General features: G+C 60.8%; 21 protein-coding genes. 4 read left to right on the top strand and 17 right to left on the bottom strand.

Going from position 1 to position 24,713, the window contains the following annotated elements; genetic code table 11:
- Positions 1-4: 4 nt before the first annotated feature.
- The 15 genes from HHL09_RS07115 to HHL09_RS07045 all read right to left on the bottom strand — a co-directional run bounded on the left by HHL09_RS07115 (position 5) and on the right by HHL09_RS07045 (position 14,208).
- Positions 5-493, bottom strand: coding sequence for a hypothetical protein (locus HHL09_RS07115; RefSeq protein ID WP_169453878.1), 489 nt, complete (start codon positions 491-493; stop codon positions 5-7).
- A complete protein-coding gene (locus HHL09_RS07110; RefSeq protein ID WP_169453877.1) occupies positions 490-915 on the bottom strand; it encodes a type II secretion system protein in 426 nt (141 codons plus the stop codon). Before HHL09_RS07110 ends, HHL09_RS07115 begins: the two co-directional genes overlap by 4 nt.
- A gap of 75 nt (positions 916-990) precedes the next feature.
- On the bottom strand, positions 991-1,404 hold the full coding sequence (locus HHL09_RS07105) for a hypothetical protein (RefSeq protein ID WP_169453876.1): 414 nt from the start codon (positions 1,402-1,404) through the stop codon (positions 991-993).
- 43 nt (positions 1,405-1,447) lie between these two features.
- Positions 1,448-2,599: a type II secretion system F family protein gene (locus HHL09_RS07100; RefSeq protein ID WP_169453875.1), complete on the bottom strand. Its 1,152-nt coding sequence runs from the start codon at positions 2,597-2,599 to the stop codon at positions 1,448-1,450.
- Positions 2,592-4,268 carry a GspE/PulE family protein gene (locus tag HHL09_RS07095; RefSeq protein ID WP_240963748.1) on the bottom strand — a complete coding sequence of 559 codons (1,677 nt, stop codon included), beginning with the start codon at positions 4,266-4,268 and terminating at the stop codon, positions 2,592-2,594. Before HHL09_RS07095 ends, HHL09_RS07100 begins: the two co-directional genes overlap by 8 nt.
- Positions 4,269-4,282: 14 nt before the next feature.
- Entirely contained in the window at positions 4,283-4,858 is a 576-nt protein-coding gene (locus HHL09_RS07090) for a hypothetical protein (protein WP_169453873.1), read from the bottom strand.
- 57 nt (positions 4,859-4,915) lie between these two features.
- Positions 4,916-6,772 carry a type II secretion system protein GspD gene (locus HHL09_RS07085; protein WP_169453872.1) on the bottom strand — a complete coding sequence of 619 codons (1,857 nt, stop codon included), beginning with the start codon at positions 6,770-6,772 and terminating at the stop codon, positions 4,916-4,918.
- Positions 6,773-6,818: 46 nt separating this feature from the next.
- A complete protein-coding gene (locus tag HHL09_RS07080; RefSeq protein WP_169453871.1) occupies positions 6,819-7,592 on the bottom strand; it encodes a hypothetical protein in 774 nt (257 codons plus the stop codon).
- Positions 7,589-8,122 (bottom strand): hypothetical protein, encoded by a 534-nt coding sequence (locus HHL09_RS07075; RefSeq protein ID WP_169453870.1) that lies wholly within the window; start codon positions 8,120-8,122, stop codon positions 7,589-7,591. Before HHL09_RS07075 ends, HHL09_RS07080 begins: the two co-directional genes overlap by 4 nt.
- 19 nt (positions 8,123-8,141) lie before the next feature.
- On the bottom strand, positions 8,142-9,929 hold the full coding sequence (locus HHL09_RS07070) for a hypothetical protein (RefSeq protein ID WP_169453869.1): 1,788 nt from the start codon (positions 9,927-9,929) through the stop codon (positions 8,142-8,144).
- A gap of 147 nt (positions 9,930-10,076) precedes the next feature.
- A complete protein-coding gene (locus tag HHL09_RS07065) occupies positions 10,077-10,487 on the bottom strand; it encodes a hypothetical protein (RefSeq protein ID WP_169453868.1) in 411 nt (136 codons plus the stop codon).
- 64 nt (positions 10,488-10,551) lie between these two features.
- Positions 10,552-11,826, bottom strand: a complete 1,275-nt coding sequence (locus HHL09_RS07060) for a type IV pilus twitching motility protein PilT (RefSeq protein ID WP_169453867.1) — start codon at positions 11,824-11,826, stop codon at positions 10,552-10,554.
- Positions 11,827-11,859: 33 nt separating this feature from the next.
- The gene (locus HHL09_RS07055) at positions 11,860-12,732 is read right to left on the bottom strand and encodes a hypothetical protein (RefSeq protein ID WP_169453866.1); all 873 of its coding nucleotides are present in this window, start codon (positions 12,730-12,732) and stop codon (positions 11,860-11,862) included.
- Between the two features lie 51 nt (positions 12,733-12,783).
- The gene (locus tag HHL09_RS07050; protein WP_169453865.1) at positions 12,784-13,551 is read right to left on the bottom strand and encodes a hypothetical protein; all 768 of its coding nucleotides are present in this window, start codon (positions 13,549-13,551) and stop codon (positions 12,784-12,786) included.
- Positions 13,552-13,557: 6 nt separating this feature from the next.
- Positions 13,558-14,208 carry an ATP-binding cassette domain-containing protein gene (locus HHL09_RS07045; protein ID WP_169453864.1) on the bottom strand — a complete coding sequence of 217 codons (651 nt, stop codon included), beginning with the start codon at positions 14,206-14,208 and terminating at the stop codon, positions 13,558-13,560.
- 465 nt (positions 14,209-14,673) lie between these two features.
- Between HHL09_RS07045 and purM the strand changes: the two genes are divergently transcribed.
- The 3 genes from purM (at position 14,674) to HHL09_RS07030 (ending at position 19,098) form a co-directional block, all read left to right on the top strand.
- A complete protein-coding gene (gene purM / locus HHL09_RS07040; RefSeq protein ID WP_169453863.1) occupies positions 14,674-15,669 on the top strand; it encodes a phosphoribosylformylglycinamidine cyclo-ligase in 996 nt (331 codons plus the stop codon).
- Between the two features lie 174 nt (positions 15,670-15,843).
- Positions 15,844-17,769 carry an amidophosphoribosyltransferase gene (locus HHL09_RS07035; RefSeq protein WP_169453862.1) on the top strand — a complete coding sequence of 642 codons (1,926 nt, stop codon included), beginning with the start codon at positions 15,844-15,846 and terminating at the stop codon, positions 17,767-17,769.
- A 747-nt stretch (positions 17,770-18,516) separates the two neighbouring features.
- Complete coding sequence (locus HHL09_RS07030; protein WP_169453861.1) at positions 18,517-19,098, top strand: hypothetical protein; 582 nt, start codon at positions 18,517-18,519, stop codon at positions 19,096-19,098.
- Here HHL09_RS07030 and HHL09_RS07025 read toward each other — a convergent pair.
- On the bottom strand, positions 19,071-21,185 hold the full coding sequence (locus HHL09_RS07025) for a S8 family serine peptidase (RefSeq protein ID WP_169453860.1): 2,115 nt from the start codon (positions 21,183-21,185) through the stop codon (positions 19,071-19,073). The two genes, HHL09_RS07030 and HHL09_RS07025, sit on opposite strands and share 28 nt — an antisense overlap.
- A 203-nt stretch (positions 21,186-21,388) precedes the next feature.
- On the opposite strand from HHL09_RS07025, the gene HHL09_RS07020 reads away from it, so the two are divergent.
- Positions 21,389-23,497, top strand: a complete 2,109-nt coding sequence (locus tag HHL09_RS07020; RefSeq protein WP_169453859.1) for an outer membrane protein assembly factor BamB family protein — start codon at positions 21,389-21,391, stop codon at positions 23,495-23,497.
- Between the two features lie 22 nt (positions 23,498-23,519).
- Here the strand turns inward: HHL09_RS07020 and HHL09_RS07015 are convergent, their stop codons facing one another.
- The gene (locus HHL09_RS07015) at positions 23,520-24,713 is read right to left on the bottom strand and encodes a hypothetical protein (protein ID WP_169453858.1); all 1,194 of its coding nucleotides are present in this window, start codon (positions 24,711-24,713) and stop codon (positions 23,520-23,522) included.

Here is a 24,713-nt window from a genome sequence, read left to right as displayed (position 1 = left end):
GAGTTCAAGGTGCGGCGGATGAGTCCGCGCCGGATTCACCGGCAGGCTTGTTTGCAACGGGGGGAGCAAGGAGGGCATGGGTTACCACGGTTTGGTCGGACACGCCGGGGAACACTGTGAGAGTCAGGGTATCCCGCGTCAGCCGGAGATGTTTGTGCACGCCGCCATGGTCGCTGGTCGCCTGAACTCCCGGGACCACTTCGAGAGGTCCTCCGGGGGTATTCTGGCGGCCGATGCCATCAGAGCGGTAGATGGTGAAGGTGGACCAATTGTCAGATTCCGACTCGGTGGAGACGCGAACGGTCACGCCATCGGTTTCGACTTTGAGGGGCAGAGGCTTGATCGGAATCTGCACCACCCTGCCGGAGCCGGTGATCTTCACCTGGCTGCGGATCACGTATTCGCCCATGGCCGTGAACTCCTCTGCACCCGCGATCCCGGCATTGGCGAGGGCGAGCGTGAAGAAGGCGGCAAGGGTGCGGAAGAGTTTCATTGTCCGACGTCCCAAAGGGAGTCCGTGCTGCTGCCGGAGGGATCATATGCCGTCCCGCTGGTGCCGCCGGAAGAGGTAGTCCAGATCGGAGGAGAAACGTTTACCCTCGCGTAGAGCGTGGCGTTGGTGAGCGAAACCGCGGTGGGAACGGTGTTCCCGGTTCCATTCGGGATATAGGGTGCCACCATGGTCGGATTCAGCGTATTCACCGCGACCGTCGGATGGTCCGCCAAGTAGAGGCGTTGCGCCGTGTAGACCGAGCGCAAGGTTTCGGAAGCCTCCTTGCCCTTCTTCCACTTGTCGATGGACTTGGACATTCCGAAGCCCATGCTCAGCAGGGCGATGAGAATGAAGATCACCACCGAAAGCTCGATGAGGGTAAACCCCTTGCGAGCTGGACGGATGGAACATGCGGACTTCATGGGACAGGCAAAGATTAGGGTGATTAAGAGTACTTGAAAAGACGGAAATCTTAAGTTCCGGCTCCTCGGTTTAGCTTAGCCTTTCAGGATCTTGAGGGCTTCCCCGACGTTTCTCCGGAGTTCGTCGTTCGCCCACGCGATCTTGGCGACGTAGATCAGACCGAAGACGCCGATGGCGGTGAAGACAGCCCAGACCACCCACCAGGTCACCGATTTGCCATTCGGCGCGATAAGCGGGACATACCATGCCTCGCGGTCCACCACGCGGGTGGTAAACATCTGGTTGGCATTCCGGAGCTCTTCGACGAGTGCGGCCACCGCCTTGTCATTGCGGAGGATGAAGCGGTGCTTGAACTTGCGTCCCGGAGACTCAGGCAGTTCCTCGGCGATGGCACCGGCAGGGATCGTGGCCGGGAGACGCAAGGTGTAGATGTGCGTCTCATAGACGAAACGCTCGCGAAGGTAGCGGTCGAGTCGTGTAAGTTGCATAGGGCGTCAGGGTATGGGTGTTTTGTAAGGGGGGGCGAGCCCCTTACATGTTGGCATTCATCATCTTCGGACCCATGAGGAAGATCGGCAGGAAGGTTCCGATGAATACGGCGGCGATAAGGAACACGGCGAGGATCAGCACGATGAAGCTGACCGCCGCGGTGAAGGCGGCCATGTAGTTCTCGCTGTCCTCCTCATACATCTGCGAAAGCATATCCAGCTGGGCATCCAAGGATGCCGACTTCTCGCCGATCGAGAGCATGTGGACCACCTGCGAATCCACCGAGGTGTACTTCGCGAAGGCAGTGGAAAGAGGAACACCGGAGTGTTCATACTTGTCAGCAGCGTCGCGCAGCTCTTGGTAATAGGGAGTTCCCTTCACACTGTTCGCGGAGACGCGGATAGACTTCGCGAGGTTGATCCCGTTTCCGTGGAGAAGTTTGATCGTTGCGAGGAAGGTCATCTGGCGGAGGCTCTGGATGAGAAGGCGCAGCAAGCGCCACTTCGACATCGCGAGGCCGAGCAGGAAGTTCCGTACTTTCTCGGAACGCCAGATGGTGATTCCGGTTCCGATCAGGGACAGCACCACGACCGGCCAGATGGACTGGGTGATGTGGGAAACCTTGAAGGAGATAGCAGTCATGCCGTCCGGCTTGGCACCGACACCGGAAAGCATCTCTTCCACCTGCGGGACGATCTTCACCTGGGAGGTGATGAAGGCACCGATGAGGACGGAGATAATGACGGTGGGCATCAGCGTCGCCTTGCGGATGGCCTTCTGGAAGTGGAGTTCGCTGGTGAAGCGGGAAGCCAGGGACTTGAAGGCCTCGTGGAGCTGGCCGGCATCGCTACCTGCCTGGATCAGGCCTACCACCATGTCGCTGAAGCGGCCGGTGCGCTTGAAGGCTTCATGAACACTGACGCCCGAGTTGATCTCGTCCCGGATCTTGGAAAGCGTGTCAGCCATCACCTTGTCGTTCAGACCTTGGCCGTAGTACTTGAGAGCGTCCGCGGTGTTGATCTGGGCGCGGAGCATCGAGCTGATGCCGCGGAAGAGATTGATCAGCGTCTTCTTCTTGAACTCCTTGGTCTGCGAGGCCCTGAGGAAGCTGAATGACGCCTGTTGCGGCTGGGCCTCCGGCTTTCCTCCGGGTCCCGGCTTGGCTGCGGTGCTGGCTGCGGTGGCGCTACTCATCGGTGTAAGTCATGTCGATGACCTTGGATACGGCTTCGATGTCCGTCTTGCCTTCGCGGAGCAGGCGCAGGCCGCTGCGGCGCAGGTTCGGCAGCTTTCCTTCTTCCTGGATTTTCACTTCCAGTTCGTAGGGGGAGATTTCTCCCTTCGAGAGCATGTCCGAGGTCTTCGGGGTGATGGGAATAATTTCGAGGATGGCGGTTCGGCCGTTGTAGCCGGAGTAGCGGCATTCCGGGCAACCGCCCGGCTTCGCTTCAAAGATAGGGATGTCTCCCCAGGACTCATCGAGGTTGAAGGTCCTGCGGTTCAGCTCGGAAATGCCGTGCTTGGCTTCCTTGCAGTAAGGGCAGAGCAATTTGACGAGACGTTGGGCACAGGCTGCCTTCAGCGTCTGGGCGATCTTCCAGCGCTCGATGCCGAGCTGCTCGAAGCGCTCGATGATCTGCGACGCACGCGGCGTGTGAATCGTGGTGAGCACCTTGTGACCCGTCACCGCCGCTTCGATTGCAAGCTCGGCGGACTCGATGTCGCGAACCTCACCCATGAGGATAATGTCCGGGTCGGAACGCATGAAGGAAGCGATCATCGGCTTGAACTCCTTCGCGCTGCGGAGGTCGCAATGAGTGATGCCGGGGACTTCGTCTTCCACCGGGTTTTCCAGCGTGAGGATGTTCACGTCCGGCCGGTTCAGCTCGCGGAGGATGGCGTTCAACGTGGTCGACTTGCCGGAACCCGTGGGACCGGACATGACGATGATTCCCGCGGGAACGCGCATCACCTTGCTGAGTTCGAAAAGCGTCTCTTCGTCGAAGGCCAGGGTGCCCTTGCCCAGCGTTACGTTGATGTTGCTCTTGTCGAGCAGACGCATCGTAACGTGGTAGCCGCGGTAAGTGCGGTGGCGCTCATAGCGGATGTCGATCGGCCGGTGGAAATAGGAGATGGTGAAGCGGCCCGAGATGCCCGGCGCGGTGGCTCGGATTTCCGTCGGCAGCTTCATCAGGTTCAGCAGGAAGGCATCCAGGCGGTCCTTCAGCTTCATCGGGATCTCGACCTTTGGCCCGATGTCACCATCGACACGGTAGGCATAGTAGAAGGACTCCTTTTCCACCTTGAAGTGGATGTCCGAGGCCCGGCCTTTCACGGCATCCGCCATGACCGTGGCCACGAGCTGGGCCATCGGCTCGGAGTAATCCGTGGTCACGTCGAAGTCGCGGATGTCATCGCCGAGATCCTCCACGTCGATAGCTTCCAGATCCGACCGGTTCGGGCCGGAGCTGATTGCCACGGACTCGATGGCACGGGCGATTTCGGAGGCCAGCGTGACGATCTTGACGATCTCAAGGTCCGGGAACCGGGGTGCCAGATACTCGTCGGGAAGCGGGCTCCAGGGATTGGCCACCGCCACCACCAGCTTGTCCCCGGTCACGCACAGCGGGCTGAAAAGGCCGCGGGTGAGGACCGTGGGGTCGCAGTAAGTGTGCAGCGAGCCATCGCAGAATTCGGCGACCTTCGGGAAGAAGGGCAGGCCGTTGATCTTCGCCACCGCTCCCATGAAGCAATAGCGAGTCACGCGGTTTGCCACCTGGTCGTGGGAAAGCTCGGCGTACTGTGGATCATGCATCGCCAGCGCGCGCATGATCTGCCCGCTGATGAGCTCGTTGAAAGACATGCTGTCGAAGTCGATCACAGTCCGAAATGTTTGCGGGTTAGGAAGCTCCAGCTCTCGTAATCCATGCGCACCGAAGTGACGAAGGGCTTGATGCCGAAGCGGCGGTCCACCGTGGAAAGGATCTCATCCGCCATGATACGTGCAGCCACCGGATTGAGGGCCCCGGTGCCCACGGCGTCGGTATCTTCCGCATAGATCACCGGTGCCAGCAGGGCACGGGCGACCTTGTGCAGGTGGTCGAAGGATTCATAGAAGGCGGAAGGGGCGATCAGCTTGCCGGCAAAGGGAATGAGGGGTGGGGAAGGATGGATCACGGAAGAGACCGCATGAGAAATGCGGGCCACGTCCGAGCCGATGTGTTCCTCTTCCGATCCCTGCACGCGTGCCAGGATTTCAAGGACGTCCATCGGTTCATCCTTTGCCACGGCCCGCTCGAAGTTCACGCGGGTGCGCGCGATCTCGGTATCGGATGCGATGCCGGTGGCTTGGATCGCCTGGATCGTTTGATCCAGGCAGATCCGAAGAAGTTCGCCGATGTCGCCGTGCTTGCGCCCCGGCTGTTCGTGCATGGCTTGTGTGGGGGATGACATGGTGCCGGTGCTGGGAAAAAACAGCGTGGCGGAGGCCTTCGCCTCCGCCTGCTTTCCTTACTTCCTGCCGCCCTTGATCACACGGGCTTTGGCAGGAGCCGGAGCGGGTGCCGGCGCCGGCGCGGATGTCTCATGGAGTTCCGCCTCCGTCGGGTAGTAAGGGGCCTGGGTCGGCCGGAGATCGCGCAGGCCGCGGCGCAGGTTCGGCTCGTGCGCAGGGCCCGGATTGCACTCGGGATCAACCCAATCGTGGTCCTGAGGCAGGCTCGCATTGCGATGGATCCGGCTTGTTTGCCGGGCGGTGGCCGCCTTGCTGGAAGGGTCGTAGGAGGTGGGAGTGACGATGAAGACAAGGCTGGAGTTTTCCTTCACCGTCTCCTTGCTCTTGAAGAAGAAGTTCAGCATCGGCACCTCGCCGAGAAGCGGGACCTTGTTGTTGTTCTTGCTTTCCACTTCGCCGTAGAAGCCGCCGATGACCAACGAGTGGCCGTCCGGCACGCGGGACATGGACTCGATCATGGATTCCGTCACGCGGGGATAGAGGTTGCCCGATTGGCCGCGCACCTGCTCCACGATCTGCGAGGAGCGAGGACGCAGGCGCATGCGCACGGTGCCATCCGGCAGGAGGGTGGGGGTGACCACCACGGAGATACCCACTTCACGGTGCTTCTCCGGATCTTCGGAGATGGTCTTGTCCGAGCTGTCGATCTTGTAGCGGACTTCTTCGGAGATGTTCGTGCCGCTATCGCTCTCGGTCACCGTGGCGGTGATGATCGGGACGCGGTCGATGATGGCGATCGTGCCCTGTTCGTTGTCCTCGGTGATGAGGGTCGGGTTGGACACCTGGGTCGCGAAATTCCCTTCGGCCAAGGCGCGAAGAACACCGTTCAGCTGAACCGGGGAAAGCACGACGTTGTTCGCGGCTCCCGGGATTTCCTTGGTGATGAGGGAGTTTCCAGACGTGCTGCCGTTGGTGACTTCCGTATCCCATGAACTCTTCAGGCCGAAGACGCTGTTCAAGCTGCGCACCACCTCGATCGGTGTGCCGTTGGCCCCGAGTGAGGAGGACCAGTCAACGCCGGTCCGCTCCGCCGCCTGGCTGTTGATGCGGAGGATCTTGGTTTCCACCACGATCTGGCCTTTTGCCTGGTCGATGTTGTGGAGAAGGCTGCGTGCCTGCTCGATCCGGTGGGCGGTGTCGATGATGACGATCGTGTTCGTCTTCGGTTCGAAGTTCACGATGCCAGTGCCCGGAGTGAGCATCGGCTGGATCAAGGCCTTGATCGGCTCGATGTCCGTCGGGCGCAGGTAGCGGAGCTGGTAGGTGAATTCAGCGCTCGGCAACTGGCTGAGCTGGGCCTGGCTGAGAGCATAGATCGTATTCCCCTTCGTGTAGAGCGTGAGACCATACATGAAGGCGAGCTCCTCCATCTGTTGGAGAGGATTGCCGTCGTTCAAGTGTCCCGTCACCCGGTATTCGGGCGTGGCCAGCTTGGCATTGTGGAAATACTGGCGGTTTGCCTGCTTGGCCAGGAACTGGAAGATGTCGTTGATCGGAGCGTCCTTGATCAGGTAGCCCTCCTCCGATTCCTGGATCTCCTGCCCGCCTGCTGCGGCAGCGGCATCGCCTCCCGCAGCGGGAGCTTGGCCGGCCGGGGCTTCAGGAGTGACAGGTGGCGCGACCGGTTCGACCGGGGCACCGGGTGCTACCGGCGCGACGGGTCCCGCAGGCAGGTTCGGCAGATCCGCAGGGCCTCCGGGTGCCGGCGGCGCGGGTGCCGGTGCAGGTGGCGGAAGATCAGGCACGGCAGTATCGCTCGATTCGGCGGGGCCGACGGCGAGTCCGTTCTCCTGCGCGGAGACAAAAGGCATTGGCAGGGCCAGCAGCGTGGCGACGGCGATTGCAGGCTTCATGTCAGGTGTGTGTAGTGTGGGACAGCAAGTTAGTCGGGGAGATCTCTCAGTTGGACGAAATGGGGGGAACGTTGGTTTGGATCTCGAGCGGGGCGTCCGCGCCGCTCGGCTGCATGCCGGGGGCGGTGATTCCGGCGGTGCCCCGCTGCATGCCGGCTGGCATTACATCGGGCTTCACGACGCCGTCCTCTCCGGTATCGAGGTTTACAAAGCGGATTTCCGTGGCGGTCACGGACTTGACCTGGACCCTGACCCGCTTGCCGTTTGGCAGCTGGATGGGGAAAACGTTTCCTTGCTTCAGGCTGCGCGCTCCGGCGGGTGTGCTCACCAGGAAGCGCTTCTGGGAAGGAATCACCATGTTCACCTGGATCGAAGCCACCACATCCGAGAAGGGAACGGGCGGAGCAGCCCGCGGGATGGCCTTCTTGTTAGAATTGATGATCTTTGGTTCCGGAGCCTTGAACTCCGGATCCTGATAGCGGCCGAAGGGGTCGGTGGTGCGCGTGCGGATCGACGTCATCTTGACGAAGCTGTCGACGTAGGCTGCCAGCTCCGGACCGGTGCCCGCATAGCGCGAGGGACCCGCGGGAGCTGCAGGAGCTTCCGGCTTCGCGGCAGCCGGGGCTGCAGCTGCAGGAGCCGGAGCTGCGGGTGCGTGAGGAGTTCCTGCCGCTGCCGGCTCCGCTGCCGGCAGATCGGCGGGCGTGCCCAGATCGGAGGTGTCGAATCCTTCGGCAGACTGTGAAAGTGCCGGACCCGCGAGGAGGCAAAGGGCCCCCAGCGCGAGCAGGTATGGTCTGATTTGGGGAGTTGCCTTCATTTTTCCCAAGCGGTGTAGGTGACCTGGAAGTTCATCGTCGAGGTCGAGGACGTGCTCGGCTCGATCTTCAACTCCTGCAGTTGGAGCTGCGGCATCATCGTTTCCAGTTCGATGAATGCCTTTTGCATGGAACGATAAGTCGCGCGGAACGCGAGACGGACTTGGGAGGAAGGTTGGGCGGAAGCAGTCGCGAAACCGCCCCCGGAATTGGGACGTTCAAACGCGGTCTGCTGGAATTCCTTCGGAGGCAGCTTGTCGCCGATCTCCTTGAGATGGGAAGTGATCGCATTCGAAGTTTCCTTTTCCATCTGGGCCTTCCAGCGCTCCACGTGTTCACGCTTCTTGCTGATGACGGCTTCGATGCTCTGGGAACCGGCGCGGTTCGTTTCGGAAGACTTGTAGAGAGCCTGCTTCTCCTGGAAGGACGAACTCGCCTTTGCCTTCAAGGCGATCCCGCCTCCAACGACCGCGGCGCAGATCGCTGCCGGCAGCACGAAGCCGAAGACGACGATGGATTGACGGTAAAACATGGTGGTGGGTCGGAGGGGGTTAGGGAGCCTTGGAAGCGGTTACCGCCATCGGATCGGATGATTCGAAGCGCTGGGTGATCGTGAGATCGAAGGAGAAAGGATAGGTCGCCTCATCCAAGGCGTTCATTTCGTCCTCTGGTCCCGGCTTGTAGCCGGAGTTCTCCAAGGTGCGCACGTTTACCACCAGGCTGCGGCTCGGCATGTCGGGGCGGAAAGCTCCGTTGCCGGTGACCTTCGCCACTTCGCTGAAGACCGCCGAGATACCGTCGCGGGTGTTGAGCGTCGCGAGACGCTCGAGCGCTTGTTCACGGGCGAGCCCGGTGATCTTCCACTCCTTGATGAAGCCGGCCTTCGCCTGACCCGGCGTGGATTCGGTGCGGATCGTGTGGTTGAAGCTCTTGGCTAGGAAGCCGCTCTTCTCCGGGAACATGATGGAGAGCAATTCCATGGAGACCCAAGCCTTGGACCGGTCCTCCAGCAGATTGTCCCAGTGATCAATGCGGGTGCGCTCGGAGGTCACCATGCTGAGGCGCTGTTTGCCCACCTGGGCATCCGATGCATTGAAGGCCCACTCCGGCTGGCGGACCATCGCGACCACCGCGGCACCTACCCAGCAGAGGGCAAGAGCAGCTGCACCGGCGAAAGCCACGCGTGCGTAGCGCGCGGTACGCAGGAGCTTCATTTCACCACGGGTGGGGAAACGTTCGGAGGTTTCCCTGTCCATCGGCAGGAAGTCCTGGCTCGCCCAGCCTTCATTCCGCAGCACCACGAAGGTGTGCGAGGAGGCCAAGGGAGTCTCCGAGGGAACCGCCACGCTCGAAGCGATGAGAGGCTCCGGGAAGACCATCGGCGAAGCCGCTTCCTGATAGCGGGTTCCCGCCCAAGTCACCTCATGGATCGAGGTTGCGGGGAAGACGATCTGCACATCCGCGACAAGCTGGGGATCGGTCGGCTCGCCGATGTGGATGATGTGGATCTCCGGATCTGCCAGCTCAAGGGCCGCGGCCGTCGTGGAGGTGGCGTGGCGGAGATTCGTCGGGCGGCGCTGGCCGCGGTGCTGCAGCGTGCGCAGCAGACGGAGATCGCCGTGCTCGTTGAAGAATGCAAGGACCGTGAACCGCGGATAAGGAAGGATCGCGATCATCGGTCGCGTCACCGGATCCTGCTTTACGTCCGCGAAGGCCATCAGGCACATCAGCGGGGCGCTCAGCGCACGGGTGACGATCGGGAAATTGTTTTCTTCGCCGAAGCTCCGGATGCCGTCGAGGAAGGACCACCAGCGATGGCTGATCGAGATGGTGGTGGCGATCGCCTCGCTGCCTGCAGCAGGGTAGGGGATGAGACGCCAGCTATTGTCCGTGGTGGAAACGGAGGCGTCATCGAGGACCGCCTTTGGATCGGACTCGATGGTGGTGCGGAGTTCCGCAAGTGCCCCCGGATTGTCCAGTTCGGGCTTCAGTTCGGAGGTGGCAAATTCGTCCGCCACATGAAGGACGATACCGATCGCCTGTGCATTGGCGCGTCGGGCGGTTTCAAGAACCGCTCCCGCGAAGGCAGGGATCAGGGAAGGATCAGTCGTGACCGACTCATCGAGCTGGGGGCCAGCGCTCCACGCCTTTGTACGGCGGTCAAAGATACGGGAATCGACAGTGGAACCATCGACGCGCAGGTGGAGCTGGAGATCAAGCTCAAGCGCGCTCTGATACCATGCCGGATTCGTTGCTCGGCTGGTACCGCGAAGGATGGCTCCAGCCTGGCGAAAGCGCTGGAGGGGGTTGAGACCCGCGGGATGTTGGTTGGCGACCAAGGGAAAGGGTGGATAAGGGTGGGACCATCGGCGGGGGGACTAAGCTCGGGGGGAACTTCAGAGAGGGGTCTCCCGCCCGTCGGAACGGGCGGGAGATAATGGCTGGTTTCGAACCTGACACTCTGGATCAGGCCGAAAGGGAACTGATCACCAATCGGCGTAGGTGGTGGTGGCCGGAGCGTAGTCGGCGTTGCCGGTCGCGTTGGTGATGTAGAGGATACCGATGGCCGGCACGGTGCCCAGGTAGGTGTAGGCGCCAGCGATGTCGGTCGACGGCGGGATGGGCTCCTTGAGGTAGCCTTCGGTGGTGCCGTTGCCGAAGATGATGGTATCTTCAAGCGGGTTGCCTTCGGAGAGGCCGTTCATGTTCTGGTGCGCACGCACAGCTTGCTGCACGTTGCGGATGTTCATGATGTTGGCCGAGCGATCGGAACCCTTCTTCCAGGCGCGGGCGCCGACGAAGAGAATGGAGATGAGCGAAAGCAGGACGAGGATAACCACCGTAAGTTCGAGGAGGGTCATGCCGCTTGCGCGCTTGGAGGTACGTGTCAGTTTCATGTATGGTGTGTTGTCTTTGGGTGTGTCTTTTTCTTTGTATCGGCGGGAGATCGCCCGGCTGAACTCAGAGGATTTCTGAATCGTCGCGGTTCATTCGTGCGTTCTCGAGAGTCTGTTCGGTGATGAGGCCCTGGCGGAGCAGCCGGCGCAGGTTCGCATCCCATTCGATGTTTCCGGCCCTGCGGATCACGTCTTCGAGCGAGCGGGCCCCGCCATCGTAGTTGGTGATCGCGGAGGAGACGGCGTCGTCGTTGTTCTGCAGGAATTCGTAGGTCAGCACCCGCTTGTGCACCCCGTTGAGGAGGCCTTGCGAGTGGATGAAAATGAGGATTTCCGAAAGGCGGGAAAGGACCGCGGAGTGATTCTCCTTCGGATAGAGTTCGAGGATACGGCCGATGGTCTTGACCGCACCAGTGGTGTGAAGCGTGGAGAGGACGAGGTGACCGGTCTGGGCGGCTTCCATGCAGGTCTCCATGGCCTCGCGGTCACGGATTTCCCCCAGCAGGATCACGTGGGGCGCTTTACGCAGCACGTCTTTCAGTCCCTGGCGGTAGGAGTGGACATCCCGGCCGACTTCCTGCTGCGTCACCACGCTGGGGCAAGCGACGCGGCGGCCCGGATAGACCGGATCCTCCATGTCGTCGGGATACTGATATTCGATCGGGTCCTCCACCGTCACGATGTGCTTGCCGTGGTTGCGGCGTAGCCAATCGATCAAGGCGGCGAGGGTGGTCGATTTGCCGGAACCGGTCGGGCCGGTCACAAGGCAGAGTCCGGCGCGCTTCTGCACCGCTTGGCGCAAGACCACATTGGTGTCCTCGTCGATGCCGAGGCTTTCCAATTCCGGGATGAAGTCATTCAGGATACGGCAGGTGATGCCGAGGCCGGAAGAGCTGAGGTGAGCTTGGATACGGAGGCGCCCGGAGCGCTCGCCGTTGGCACCCATAGGGATACCATCGCACGAGAAGTCCGCAACTTTCCTCTCCGAGAAATCCCGGATCGCATTGGCGATCTTGTCCTCGGCACGGAGTTGGACATTCTCTTCCTCACCGAAGCCATGGCTCCCGCTCTCGCGGTTGCGGATGAGTTCCTTCAGGATCTCGTCCATGTGGGCCGCGTTCAGTATGCCTAGGAAATCAAGCTTCTCCACGCCCTTGTTGGTGTGGATGTAGACCGGGCGATCCACCCGCATCTGGATGTCCGAAACGCGGACCTCCTTACAGGTGCGGAAGATGATCGCAAGCAGCGTCGGGCCATCCATCCCCGGTGCGAAACGGGGGACCATCGCCGGGGCATTGCTAACCGGAAGTGGTGGTGGTTCGTGGACGGCGGTGAACATGGGATTGGAAAAGAAAGGACGGGTGTGGTCCGGTCAGAACTTCGAGCTGATTTCCGTGCTGGAGAGACGCTGGATGGTTTTGTCCGAGGCTTCCCTCATGTGCTCGACGAAGGCCAGGCGGGTTTCCATCTCTTCGATCCGGGCCGGAGAGAGGCGCTCTAGGTCTCCGCTTTGCATCCAGCGGCTCTTTAGATCGTGATGTTTTGAGATCGAGTAATCCATCAGCTTCAGGAGCGAGCGCATCTGGTCGATGGTGTAGTGCTCCTCTTCCCGATGGATGAACATCAGCTCGAGGATATTGCCGGCGGCGGAAGCGGCAGTCAGCGCGGGGCGCGGATCGGAGGTCTCCTCCAGGCAGTATTTGATCGTCCGCTCGGCGACCTTCTTGACCGTGTCGGTGAGGACAGGACGAGTGCCGACGGAAGGCTCGGTAAGGAAAAGCTGATAGGAGTTGTAGTTCCCGTAGTTGGAGGGATCGAGCTCCCATGCCATCCGCAGGCGGTCCTCCACCTGGCGGCGGAGATAGAACTTGTGGCCCGGGGTCGGAGGTCGTCCGTTCGTGCGCTCGCTGGTTGCCTGCTCCAGCTTCGCGATCAAGGTCTTCGGCTCTGCGCCTCGCTCCTGTGGCGTTTGGGTGCAGTTGGCATCGCCTTGGGCACCGTGATCATGGCCGCATTCCGTGCAGATGTGTCCGTTCCCGGCGATGTCGGCGCCATGCCAGTCCGAGTCGATCTCTCCTTGCACCGCGAGTGCGATCACCTGGCCGTAGGGGCTTTCCTTGAGGCCCAGGGGATTCGGGCGGTAGTCGAACTGGCCGCCCTCTGCCAGCTTCATGGCACCATACGACCACAATGCCACGCCGGAAACGGCGAGCAGCGAGGTGATCGTGAGGTTGCGAAGCTTCATATTGGGCAGCGAGCTTGCGGTTCAGGAGTTGGGTGTAGGGAGATGCAGGACTTAGGCGGTAGTACGGGCGCGGAAAATGAGTCGTGAGAGTGCGGTGTAGACGAGCAGGATGCCGCCGAAGTAGGCCAGCAGCAGGGGGAACTTGTCCCATGCGATGGCTCCCAGCTTGTAGCGGAGGCGCTCGGTCGGATCAGCGAAATGGTAGTGCGGCGAGTATGCCCACACCCACTTCAGCAGGGCGTTGCTTTCGAGATTTCCCAGCAGTTTCAGGTAGCCGACGCCGTAGAGTCCGTAGACGGCCAGCGCGCTGGAAGTGAGGAAGCCGGTGATGCTCCCGAAACGGGAAGCCACGGCGATGGCGAGTGCGATCAGGGGTGCCATCACCACCAGATAAAGCATCGCGTATTGGAAATTCGTGGCCAGCCACATGCTGCGCTCGTCCGGAAGTCCGGGACTGGCGGCGAGGATGCAGACGGCAGCGGCAATGAGGGGCAGCGGTGCCAGAAAGGAGAACACCGAAAGCCACATCTCGAAGAGCTGGCGGCTCGCGGAAACGCCGGTGGTCAGGAAATATTCCCCCAGTCCGGAGCGGGCATTGGATTCCCCCTGCTTGGCAGCGGTGAAGAAGCCCCAGAAGATCGCGCAGAGCAGTGCCATCGCCCAAGTGGCTTGGGCGATCGCCGGCTTGAGCAGGGCTGGATTCTCCGTTCCGCTGGAGATCTGCTGCAGCAGGAAGGGCAGCACCCCCACCGCAAACGCACAAATCACCCACGACTTGCGTCGGAGCAGCGTGGCGGTTGTGAGGCGGAAGAGTCGCATGACTTGTTAGTTCAACTGGGACTTGAGCTGGCTCCAGGTCTGATCGGCTCCCACCGTGTGGTGGATGGCGTGGCCTTGGATCACGATCGCGCTGGGCATTCCCATCGAGTCGTAGTCCGGGTGACAGCTCACCAGACGAAGCACCTTGTCGGAGCTGTCGCGCCAGATGCTCTCGAAGATCTCGCGGGCGTAGGCATCGAGGCCGCTGAACGGCTCGTCGAGCAGCAGGATGTTCCCGCCCTCTTGGTCCACCGAGTACTCGGCGACGATCAGGTGGGTCTTGCGGCGGTTGCCGGTGGAAAGCTTGCCATAGGGCTTCTTCACATCGAGCTCCACGCGTGCGGCGAGATCGAGTGCGGCCTTGCGGCTGGCGGAGGAAAGGAGTGATTTGAAGATTCCTTCGACCGTGATTTCAGGGTCGAACCGGAGGTCTTCCGGGAGATACTGGGTCTTTCCCTTTGCTTCAAACGCGCCGTCCAACTGCTTCAAAGTCTTCGCGAGCGTGCGAAGCAGGGTGGTCTTGCCGCGACCATTCCGGGCGATCAGGAAGTGAGTACCACCATCCAGCGAGATGTCCTTCTCAGCTGAAGCAAGCGGCTCGCCGTAACCAATGGTCAGGCCCGCTTTAAGCGTCAAAACTGGGGAGGGAGATTTCATTCGCTATGCGATGATTTCGCTGATCTTTCTAGTGAAGGCGGCCAAATACTCAAGTTTAATTAAATATTTGGTGCGCCGTTGGATCTAGGCTTTAATAATTTTTTGCGAACCAGGCAATAAATTTTTGAACATTTTCCAAACGTGTTGGTCTTCAGCCGATGAAGGTGGTCTCTCGGCCTCGAAATTCAACATTTGTCGCAGGTATTCTACAGGACAAACGACCATTTGTCCTATAAAACATTCAAGAAGGGCAAAAATTTTTGTTCCTAGGGTGCTGTCGTCGTCTGGAGGTCTTCCGTGGGCGATCTTATGAGGCTTGGCGGCTTTGCTTCAGGCTCTTTGTCGCTTCGTGGAGGGCCTTGAATCGCCGGGCTTTTCTCAAATTTCTCCCCCTGTGTTTCATTTCGCGGTTTTTCCGCGTGACGGAGGGGGGTCCCCTGTTACAACCCCGGCACCGAGCGAAGCATGGGAGGAAAGCTGACTTACCAGCAGGCCGGGGTGGACACGCGCAGAGCGGCCGCCCTGGTGGGTGATATCAAGAGCCACGTGGCCCGCACGCAGCAGAACCGCAAGCTCCTCGGAGCTTTCGGGCTCTTCGCCGCGTGCTACGACCTCAGTTCCTATAAGGAGCCGGTCATTGTCACGGGGTGCGATGGTGTCGGCACGAAACTCGAACTGCTTCTTGAGCACGATCTCTTGGAGATTGCGGGCAAGGATCTGGTGGCGATGAGCGTGAATGACATCCTGACCACCGGGGGTGATCCCTTGCTCTTTCTCGACTACATCGGCATCGCCGCGCTGGATGAAGAGAAGATCACGCGCCTCATCGCGGGGATGTGTGATTACCTCGCTTCCTGCGACTGCATCTTGGCCGGCGGTGAAACCGCGGAAATGCCAGGCATTGTCCCCGCGGACGTGATCGAGCTTTCCGGTTTCTGCATCGGCTGCGCCGAAAAGCCGGAGCTGGTGGATCCTTCCACCCTCCAGGTGGGCGATGTGCTTGTCGGCTACAAGTCGGACAGTATCCATGCAAACGGCTGGAGCCTCGTCCGCCGCGTATTGCGCGAAAATCCGGGCTGCGTTTCCGATGATGAACTTCTCGGCTTCCTTGAGCCGACCCGTCTTTACCACGACGTCGTGCGCGATATTCGTGCCGCAGGCGTGAAGCCGAAGGCCTTCGCCCACATCACGGGTGGGGGTCTCCCGGAGAATCTGGAGCGCCTCTTCCGCGGCTTTGGTGCCGATCTGGAGATTCCGAAGTGGGAACTGCCGGGCATCGACAAGCTGCTCGCTCACGTCGACTCCGAAGACCGCTTCCACACCTTCAACATGGGCATCGGCTGGGTGGCCATCGTTTCGCCGGATCAGGCGGAAGCGATCCTCTCTGCCGGCCCGGGTGGAACGATTTTGGGTACCTTGGTTGACACCGAGGGCGTTCGGGTGAAAGTCCGCGGCGAGTAACCAAGACGGTCTCTCATCCCCGTGAATGGACGCGATCCCACGCGAACCACTATTTCCGTTTTCTCCGGCCGCCTTTTCCGGTCTGTACTCCCCTGCGGTCTTGCCCGTCCGCAGGGTCCTTGATTTGCGCCACTTGTCCCGTCCCGGTCCCACCTCTTTGGTCCCCAGCCACCCATGAGCGACTTTTTGAAGCACGAATGCGGAATCGCTGCCGTCCGGCTCCGCAAACCGTTGGCTTATTACTACGACCGCTACGGCACCGCGCTGTGGGGTTTCCAGAAGCTGTTCCTGCTGATGGAAAAGCAGCACAACCGCGGCCAGGATGGCGTGGGTATCGGCTGCGCGAAGCTGAACATGCCGCTCGGCCAGCCGTATATCTTCCGCCGCCGTGACAGCGAGCGGGATGGTCTGGCGAATATTTTCCGGAAGGAGATGAAGTCCTTCCACAAGATGGCGCGGAAGGGGATCTTGCATCCCGACCGTCCGGACTCGATCAAGGAACACTGCGACTTTGGCGGTGAAGTCTTGGTCGGTCACCTGCGCTATGGCACCTCCGGCGAATTCGACGAAGGCTCCTGCCATCCGTATTTGCGCCGCAGCAACTGGCCGACCCGCACGCTCATGGTCATGGGCAATTTCAACATGACCAATGCCGCGGAGCTGAACCAGGTGCTCGTCGAGCGCGGCCAGCACCCGGTCTTCGGCACCGATACCCAGACCGTGCTGGAAGAAATCGGCTTCCATCTGGATGAGGCCCATACCGATCTCTACCGGAAGCTCCGGGACGAGGGCGTGGATGGCCGCGATATGCCGGACCGCATTTCTTCCGAGCTCGACCTCGCCCGCATCGTCGGTGAATCGGCCCAGCCTTGGGACGGTGGCTATTCGATCTGTGGCGTGGTGGGTAACGGCGATATGTTCGTGATGCGGGACCCTCGCGGGATCCGCCCATGCCATATGCTGGTGACGGATGAGGTGATCGCCTTCGCCTCCGAGCGAGTGCCGCTCATGACCGTGTTCGAGGCCGACGCTTCCCAGGTAAAGGCGGTGGATCCCGGCTCGGTCATCACGATCAAGTCCGACGGTACGATCTCCGATACCGCCTTTTCCCCGCCGCAGAAGTACACCCCGTGCTCCTTCGAGAAGATCTACTTCTCACGCGGCAATGATCCCCAGATCTACCGCGAGCGGAAGGCCATGGGGGCCTCGCTGGTGCCTCAGATCATGAAGGCGATCGGCGGCAGCTTCGACAAGGCGGTCTTCTCCTTCATTCCGAATACCGCGGAGACCGCCTACTATGGCCTGATGGACGGCTTGCGCTTGTTCCGCCGGCAGGAGGTCCGTTCCGCGATCCTCGAAGCCCAGGCAAATGGCGAACTCACCCCTGAAGCCTTGGATGATCTGATCCTGCGGAATTGGCCGCGTGGCGAAAAGATCGCGCACAAGGACATCAAGATGCGCACCTTCATCGCGCAGGAGAAGGGCCGGGACCAGCTCGTCTCCCATGTTTACGATATCACCTACGGGGTGGTGCGTAACGACGATGCACTGGTCGCCTTGGACGACTCGATTGTCCGCGGCACCACCCTGAAGAAGTCGATTCTCAAGATCTTGGCCCGCACCCAGCCGCGGAAAATCGTGGTCTGCTCCACTGCCCCGCAGATCCGCTATCCTGACTGCTATGGCATCGACATGTCGGAGCTTGGCAAGTTCATCGCCTTCCAAGCCGCGGTCGCACTCCATCGCCGCGCGGGTCGCCAAGCGCTGCTCGACCAGATCTACGAAGACTGCCGCAGCGAGCTCCAGAAGCCCGTCGGGCAGATGGTGAACCGCGTGAAGGCAGTTTATGAAGCCTTCACCGACGAGGAAATATCTGCCGAGATTAGCCGGATGGTTTCTCCGGAGGACATCGAGTGGGACGGCGAGGTCGAAGTCATCTTCCAGACCATCGAAAACCTCCACGCCTCCGTGAAGGGGCCCTGCGGGGACTGGTATTTCACCGGCGACTATCCCACCTCCGGTGGCTACGCCACGGTGAATGCCGCCTACGTCCGCTGGTACGAAGGGATCGGCGGCCGCAGCTACGGTTTGCAGCTCTGAGCCGCCGCGGCAGCTTCAGCCGCTTTCCCATCCATTGGCCTCGGGCGGATCCGAAGAGCTGCGAGCCTTACGATGGGGTTGCTGTCGCCGAATCCTCAGAGGCATAAAATTGAGAAAATTGGGCGATCCATAAATCTCTGAATGCTAAGGTTTTCGGGTGGCTTTGTTATCTTATTTTAAAAATTCTCAGGAATTTTTGAAAATCCGGATCCTTGGACTGCGATTGGCTCAGTAATGACGAGCTTCTTCCAAAGCCAAACCTCCTCGACCGGGCTTCAAGTTCCGGGGGGTACTGCCGGCACGGAAGGGGAGAAAGGCCGGACGAAGCTCGTGGCATCCCAGGGTAGTGCAGGCTCCCGGATGCCGACCATTTTCCAAATGTCGACCCGCGTGGCGGGGGGAACGGTTGCCATGACACGGCGGAACGAAGTCAGGAAGAGCCGGGGGGCTGTCCTGATGATTTCCGCCGAAGCTACCGTCTGCCAACGGATCGGCCAAACGGGAACGACGCACCTGCGGCCGGGGGGCCTGAATGTGCGTCGCTCCCGATGATTTCCAGGTTGTCGGCTACGTAGTATTCGCGCCGACGGGATCGGGGGATCCCTCGGCGCAGGCCGACCCACGCCGGATTTGAAATGCCGGGACTGACGATCCGGGGATCGGCTCGGTCCCGGTTTTTGGCTTTCAGGGAATGCGTTCGACAAGGCCGGGGCTCAGCGGCATTGCTTCGTGCATTCCCTTCCCGCGATGGATCTTCTCCTTAAGATCAAGTGGCGACCCGAGATCGGCGACCCGACCTTCATGGGCTGGTTTACCGTCGCGGCTTACTTTGCGGCGGCCCTTCTTGCTTGGCGTGCTGCCCGGCAATCCATCCCCACCAGACGACTCTGGTTCGGTGTCGCCGCAGTGATGGCCTTCCTCTGCCTGAACAAGCAGTTGGACCTGCAGTCGCTATTCACGGACCTCGGGCGTGAGATCGCGCGCCACGACGGTTGGTACGGGGAACGGAGAAAGGTGCAGAAGGTCTTTGTCGTGGCGGTGCTGGCTGGCTCCGGTCTTTTCGGTGGCTGGTTTGCCTGGCGCTTCCGGGGATTTCTCGGCGGGCACAAGCTCCTCGCCTTCGGCCTGCTGTTTCTCCTGACCTTCATCGTGGTCCGTGCGATCTCATTCCATCATGTGGATGTGTTCCTGAAGCAGGGGATCGCTGGCATGCGCTGGAATTGGATTCTGGAACTGTCCGGTATCTTTCTGGTAGCGGCGGCGGCCTTCAAGGATTTGAAGGGCCGCGCATCAGGGAGCGCTCAGGGTGTTACCAAGCTCAATCGATAGAACCGCTTTGCCGCTCCCGAGAATGCGGCGGTATCCCGCACTTCAACAGGATTACCCGTGCCCGCGATGATACTGCCCAAGGTCGCCCAGCTCTCGGCCGTCAGGCTCGTGCTCCATTCCACCCGATAGCTTCGGCCCGGCACGGTGGGCAGCGTCAGGATAAAGTCATTGGCTGCAGTTCCGCTGCCTCGCGAGGTCGCGGAGAAACCGAGCTTGCTCGTGGCATCTGCCGGATCGGTTCCTGCCTGATATTCATCCTGGTTGCTGAAACCGTCTCCATCGGTATCCATGGCGGAGGCTTGGGCAAGGTTCGTGAATTCCTCGCTCTCCCACCAATCCGGAAGGTTGTCAACATCGGTGTCCACGATCTTGAGAAGATTCAGCACGCCCCCGGTGCTCACCTTGCCACTGAGGGCGGCGACTTGGGTCGTATGGTTCAGGATGCGGCTGATCCGCTGCGTCATCGTCTCGCCCGGAAAATTCATCGCAGCGAAGGCGACGGCACCCGCGACATGAGGCGTGGCCATGGAAGTGCCATCCATGTATTGATAAGCCGCTGACGTATTCGCCCAAGCCGTCACCGTCGCGCTGACGGGAAGGGCGGACTCCGCGATAGTCTGCCCATTCGCCTGCGAGATCCGCACCGCAGGGATCCACGATCCCGTGGCACCTAGTGTCCATGGATTGGTAGTGATCGCGCTGGTCGTGTTGTCGTAAATCACGGCTGCAACCGCACCGGCGGCCTTTGCATTGGTGAGCTTCTCCGCGAAGGTGAGCGTGCCTCGCTGGATGAGGGCAATATTTCCCGAAACGCCGGCAGGAAATTCATTCACCTGTCCGATTCCGCAGGCGTAGATCGGACGTGTCAGGCCGCTGCTGGTGGTGCTTCCCGCGAACTCGATGGAAGCCGCTGCATAGGTCGTGCTCCCAATCTTCAAGCTCGTCGTCTGCGGTGCCAGCGAGGTCGGCATCGCCGAATAGATGTTCGTTCCCGGTGCTCCGATATCCACGTTGCTCGCCCCGTAGTTCGAGAAGCTCGCAAGGCCATTGGTTTGCGTCGTGGCGGCCACCGCAATGATGTTCGAAACCGGATAATTCGCCGGATAGCTGGCGACGGTGTCGTTGTTCTCGCCGTCATTTCCCGCGGCCGCGCACAACACGATTCCCGCATCCCGGAGCGCCTCGATGGCATTGCTTTCACTGGTGGAGGATGAGCCTCCACCGAACGAAGCATTGATTGCCACCACGTTCACGCCCCGCTCCTTGAGCTCGATCGCATAGTCGAATGCCGCAAGCACCGCAGACGTGGAAAGAGTATCGCCATCCGTGGATACCTTCAGTGGCAGGATCTTGGCTTTGTAGTTCACGCCGATCACCCCCAGGTTGTTGTCCCCGGTAGCCGCGATCGTTCCCGCCACATGCGTCCCATGCTCCCCTGAATCGCTCATGTTCGCTGTATTCAGCGAGAAATCGTAGCCGTGCACATCATCGACCTGGCCATTGCCATCGTCATCCACCGCATTGCCCGCGATCTCCCCGGGATTGGTCCAAATGTTCGCCGCAAGATCCGGATGCGTGATGTCCACCCCGGTATCGACTACTGCTACCACGACCTCTCCAGCCGATGGCTTCGCCAAGGCCCATGCTTCCACGAACTTGGCATCGGTGCCGCTGCTGCCGGCTGTGCCGTTCACGCTCTGTCCGGTATTGTGCAGGCCCCAGAGTTTGGAAAATTCGGGATCACTACTGCCCGCCGAAGACACGTGGCGGATATAGTTTGGCTCCGCCGTCTCCACGCTCGGATCCGTCTTCAGCTCCGCGATCAATTCCTTGGTCCCGCGCTTTTTGCCACGGACGAGACCCGCGATGCGCTGGCGACGTTGCGAGAGCCGGTCAAACTTCCGTTCGAGCGAAAGTTCCCGGCGCTTCAGCGCGGTCTTCGCGCCTTCCGTGCCGACCTCCGGCTTGAAAGTGACAAGGACTTCTCCTTCGACATAGGCATCCTCCGCGTGGGTCGCGCCGATGCCGAGCGCCAGCAGCGAAAGGCTGCAGACGATGGTTCTCCCTAGGGTGTGGAGGGGGTTCATTTGGAAAACGAATCTAAGTTTGATCCGCTTGGCCCGCCGCTCGGGTTTCTACGATGCATGAAAATTGCGTGGCTTCCATTGCTTTCTCTCATGGTCCCACGATGGCACAGGACAAATTAGGTGGCGGTTAAGCCACGCCTTCGCAATGAAAGGATTTCCGGCTTCGCGCAGTTCCGTGGATGATTCCCGCGCAAAACCCTCCCATGAAATGCCTCTCGCTGCTTCTCGTTTCTGCCACCTTCGCTTCCGCTGCTGATCGCGATTGGCCCGCCTATCTCGGCGACAAGGCCTCGACTCACTACTCCGAGCTCACCCGGATCACCCCACGAAATGTGGCCGGGCTGGTCCCTGTCTGGAGCTACTCCTCCGGTGGAGCGGATCCCCAAGGTCGCTCCCAGATCCAGTGCAATCCCCTCGTGATCGATGGCGTACTGTATGGAAGCTCTCCGGACTTCAGGCTCTTCGCCATCGATGCCGCAAAGGGCGAAGAAAAGTGGGTCTTCGATCCCGCGAAGGAAGGCTTCACCAAGGGCGGCGTGAACCGCGGCCTCGTCTATTGGGATGCCGGCGAAGAATCCCGCCTCTTCTACGCGAACGATCACTCCCTCCACGCCATCGACCCAAAGACCGGGAAGCGCATCCCATCTTTCGGAAAGCAAGGCACCGTGAATCTCAAGGAAGGCCTCGGCCGTGACTCGGCGGATCTCTACCTCGCGGCAAATACCCCCGGCGTGATCTATCGCGATCTCCTCATCATGGGCATGCGCCTTGGAGAAGGCCCTGCGCCTGCCGCTCCGGGTCCCATCCGTGCCTTCAATGTCCGCACCGGAGAACTCGTCTGGCGCTTCAATACCATCCCCCAACCCGGCGAGCCCGGCTACGAAACGTGGTCGCCAAATGCACACAAGTCCGTCGGCGGTGCGAACGTCTGGACCGGCTTCGCACTCGATGAGAAGCGCGGCCTCATCTTCTGCCCTACCGGCTCCGCTGCCTTTGACTTCTGGGGTGGCGATCGCATCGGCCAGAACCTCTATGCAAACTGCCTGATCGCCCTCGACGCGAATACCGGCAAGCACGTCTGGCACTTCCAGTTCGTGCATCATGATCTCTGGGATCGAGATCTCCCCGCACCGCCGAATCTCATCACCGTGAAACACGAGGGGCGCAGCATCGATGCGGTCGCCCAAGTCACCAAGTCCGCGCACGTGTTCCTCTTCGAGCGCGAGACCGGCAAGCCGCTCTTTCCTATCGAGGAAAAGATCGTGCCGCCTTCCGATCTCCAAGGCGAAGTCGCATGGCCCACGCAACCTTTCCCTAGCAAGCCAGCACCCTTTGCCCGCCAGGTCTTCGATGCCGAAGAAGCCACCAACCTCTCTCCGGATGCTAACCGCCAGGTCTTGGATCAACTTGCGAAAGTCCGGCGGCACGCTCCCTTCACTCCTCCTAGCACCCAGGGCACCGTTATCTTCCCCGGCTTCGATGGCGGCGCGGAGTGGGGTGGGGCTGCGGTCGACCCCGATGGCATCCTCTATGTGAATGCGAATGAGATGCCGTGGATCCTTTCCATGGTTCCGCAGCAGACCGATGGCGGAACGAGTCCTGCCACCGGCGAAGCCATCTTCGCGCAGATCTGTGCGGCTTGCCACGGAGCGGATCGGAAAGGGAACCCCGCGCAGAATGTGCCATCCCTGTTAGATGTAGCCCAGCGCCTGAAGAAGGAAGACGTCCACACCCTTCTGAAGACCGGCAAGAACGTCATGCCCTCTTTCGCCTTCCTTTCGGATGGGCAGCGCGAAAAACTCGTCGACTTCCTCTTCGGTGTCGCGGCACCCGTGAACGATGCCGGTCGCAAGGAAGAGCCGGGGAGCGATGCCCTTGGCTCACTCCCTTACTCCACCACCGGCTACAATCGCTTCCTCGATCCCGCCGGTTATCCCGCCGTGAAGCCGCCATGGGGCACCCTTCATGCGATCGATCTGAATACCGGCGACTACAAGTGGACCGTGCCTCTCGGCGAATATCCGGAGCTCACGGAAAAAGGGATCCCGAAGACCGGCACCGAGAACTATGGTGGCCCGGTGATCACCGCGGGTGGGCTTGTCTTCATTGCTGCCAGCCGTGACGAGAACATCCGCGCCTTTGATCGGGAGACTGGCAGGGAACTCTGGAAGGCGAAGCTTCCCGCCGGCGGCTACGCCACACCCGCGACTTATGCCGTGAATGGCAGGCAATACGTCGTCATCGCCTGCGGCGGTGGCAAGATGGGCACGAAAAGCGGGGACGCCTACGTCGCCTTTGCCCTGCCGGACTGATCCCTCAGATGCTGTCCGCAATCTAGGGCTCGATGGCCTCTTGGATCCGGTGGAGTTCTCTCGCCACCGTGTATTTCACGGCCTGGTCCGGATCGCTTCCGGCCATCGTCGTGAGCTGGGGCAGGATTTTCCGGAGGAGGGGGCGGATCTCCGCATACTCCGCCTCGTCATAGGATTGCGCGGGATGTTTCCCTGGTGCGAGCGCCGCGGTGATCGCCAAGATCTCGACTGCCCGGCAGCGCTGCTGCCCGTCATCTCGATTGAGGAATGGAATCACCGCCCGCACTCCCTCCGCGCCCATTTCTGCCAGTTCTGCGACCGAGCCGGAAGGTGGCTTCCCTTGGCCACTGCGCTCGAGGCGCGCGATGAGAAAAGGGATCGCGGGTTTGTAGCCTTGGGCGCCGAGTCGTCGCGGGAAGGCCTCCAGCGCGTACTTCTTTTCCTTGCTGAGCTTCGGCAAGGTGTCGTGGGTCTCGAGGAAATCCAGCAGGACAGGGCAGAGCGCGGCCTCGTGCTCCTTGGGCGCTGAGGGGATTGCGTTAGACATCAGATCGCCGCGCTTCTCGTCTTTGAGTCCCGTGGCGACTACCGCCGCGAATTCTTCCGGCGTGCTGGTAGCGGCCAGGCCGGTCAGCGCCCATTCGAGGTGCTGGCGGTCTGCCGTTCTCCCGATATATTTCGTCAGCGGCTTCTTCAAGCGACCAGGCTGCAGCACTTGTGCCGGGTCTTTGCCAAGCCGTGAAATGGCCGAGTAGATATTGCCATCCGTCTCGATCTCGTTCACTGCGACGGCTTGCCCCACCAACAGACGGAGCGTCTGCACCAGAGGTTCGAGCGATTCCTCACGCTGGAATTTGAGCATGCGCTTTTTCTCTGCCCGGGTGATTTCGAGAGTATTCATGCCCAGATCCGGGATCTCCGGTAGCCCGGCTGTTCCCACGGGAGGGGGCGTCTCGGCGAGGAAACCGGACAGATCAAGCTGGGAGTCCAGTTGTTCGAGCTCTGGCAGGGACAAGGAGGTCCGGTAGGAATAGACCGCGCCTCGGCGTGGGGTGATCCTGACCTCCACCTCACCTTTCGTGGAGATGCTCGTCTCCGTGCTGGTAAAAGGAGACAGGGCCCCGGCCCAAGTGTGCCGGATCAGGGGAGGCGGCTCACCTTCGCCGTGGATGGAGGCGCTCAGCAGCAGGCCGGAGAGTATCACGCGGATCTTCAT

Origin of the sequence: Luteolibacter luteus, from assembly GCF_012913485.1 — a bacterium.
GTDB classification, from domain to species: Bacteria; Verrucomicrobiota; Verrucomicrobiia; order Verrucomicrobiales; family Akkermansiaceae; genus Haloferula; species Haloferula lutea.
Note: the sequence above shows the minus strand (reverse complement) of the source record. Positions and strands in the feature narration are given on the sequence as shown.

Coding starts and splice junctions, on each gene's coding strand:
- HHL09_RS07090 (WP_169453873.1), bottom strand. CDS start 4,858: ATGTCATCCCCCACACAAGCCATGCACGAACAGCCGGGGCGCAAGCAC.
- HHL09_RS07015 (WP_169453858.1), bottom strand. CDS start 24,713: ATGAAGATCCGCGTGATACTCTCCGGCCTGCTGCTGAGCGCCTCCATC.
- HHL09_RS07105 (WP_169453876.1), bottom strand. CDS start 1,404: ATGCAACTTACACGACTCGACCGCTACCTTCGCGAGCGTTTCGTCTAT.
- HHL09_RS07045 (WP_169453864.1), bottom strand. CDS start 14,208: ATGAAATCTCCCTCCCCAGTTTTGACGCTTAAAGCGGGCCTGACCATT.
- HHL09_RS07115 (WP_169453878.1), bottom strand. CDS start 493: ATGAAACTCTTCCGCACCCTTGCCGCCTTCTTCACGCTCGCCCTCGCC.
- HHL09_RS07030 (WP_169453861.1), top strand. CDS start 18,517: ATGGATCTTCTCCTTAAGATCAAGTGGCGACCCGAGATCGGCGACCCG.
- HHL09_RS07025 (WP_169453860.1), bottom strand. CDS start 21,185: ATGAACCCCCTCCACACCCTAGGGAGAACCATCGTCTGCAGCCTTTCG.
- purM (WP_169453863.1), top strand. CDS start 14,674: ATGGGAGGAAAGCTGACTTACCAGCAGGCCGGGGTGGACACGCGCAGA.
- HHL09_RS07065 (WP_169453868.1), bottom strand. CDS start 10,487: ATGAAACTGACACGTACCTCCAAGCGCGCAAGCGGCATGACCCTCCTC.
- HHL09_RS07110 (WP_169453877.1), bottom strand. CDS start 915: ATGAAGTCCGCATGTTCCATCCGTCCAGCTCGCAAGGGGTTTACCCTC.
- HHL09_RS07100 (WP_169453875.1), bottom strand. CDS start 2,599: ATGAGTAGCGCCACCGCAGCCAGCACCGCAGCCAAGCCGGGACCCGGA.
- HHL09_RS07035 (WP_169453862.1), top strand. CDS start 15,844: ATGAGCGACTTTTTGAAGCACGAATGCGGAATCGCTGCCGTCCGGCTC.
- HHL09_RS07050 (WP_169453865.1), bottom strand. CDS start 13,551: ATGCGACTCTTCCGCCTCACAACCGCCACGCTGCTCCGACGCAAGTCG.
- HHL09_RS07020 (WP_169453859.1), top strand. CDS start 21,389: ATGAAATGCCTCTCGCTGCTTCTCGTTTCTGCCACCTTCGCTTCCGCT.
- HHL09_RS07060 (WP_169453867.1), bottom strand. CDS start 11,826: ATGTTCACCGCCGTCCACGAACCACCACCACTTCCGGTTAGCAATGCC.
- HHL09_RS07095 (WP_240963748.1), bottom strand. CDS start 4,268: ATGTCTTTCAACGAGCTCATCAGCGGGCAGATCATGCGCGCGCTGGCG.
- HHL09_RS07055 (WP_169453866.1), bottom strand. CDS start 12,732: ATGAAGCTTCGCAACCTCACGATCACCTCGCTGCTCGCCGTTTCCGGC.
- HHL09_RS07080 (WP_169453871.1), bottom strand. CDS start 7,592: ATGAAGGCAACTCCCCAAATCAGACCATACCTGCTCGCGCTGGGGGCC.
- HHL09_RS07085 (WP_169453872.1), bottom strand. CDS start 6,772: ATGAAGCCTGCAATCGCCGTCGCCACGCTGCTGGCCCTGCCAATGCCT.
- HHL09_RS07075 (WP_169453870.1), bottom strand. CDS start 8,122: ATGTTTTACCGTCAATCCATCGTCGTCTTCGGCTTCGTGCTGCCGGCA.